This window comes from Cognatiluteimonas profundi (genome assembly GCF_009792795.1).
Taxonomy (GTDB): Bacteria; Pseudomonadota; Gammaproteobacteria; order Xanthomonadales; family Xanthomonadaceae; genus Cognatiluteimonas; species Cognatiluteimonas profundi.
Window position 1 is genome coordinate 1 of sequence record NZ_VKHQ01000016.1, and the last position, 217, is coordinate 217.

Sequence of the window (217 nt, forward strand, 5' to 3'; positions counted from 1 at the left end):
GATTGCGCCGAAGTCGCCCGACAGATCGCGCGGCGCATCCGCGACGTCCGCGAGTACCGGCTCGCCACCCAGGATTCGTTCTACTCCAACTGGTCGCCCGACATCCCGCTGCCGTTCCAGCAGCCGTTCGTGCCGACCCATGAAGCGATGGCCGCGCTCGACCTCCACCACGGCCGCACACCATCGCATCTGGCCGCCGACCTGCGACCCGCCTTCT

1 protein-coding gene is annotated in these 217 nt (G+C 68.7%); it reads left to right on the plus strand.

What is annotated here, in order from left to right; all coding sequences use genetic code 11:
• Positions 1-217, plus strand: a 217-nt coding sequence (locus GST15_RS12765; RefSeq protein WP_159017699.1) for a pyrimidine/purine nucleotide monophosphate nucleosidase domain-containing protein, incomplete at both ends; no start/stop codon positions are given.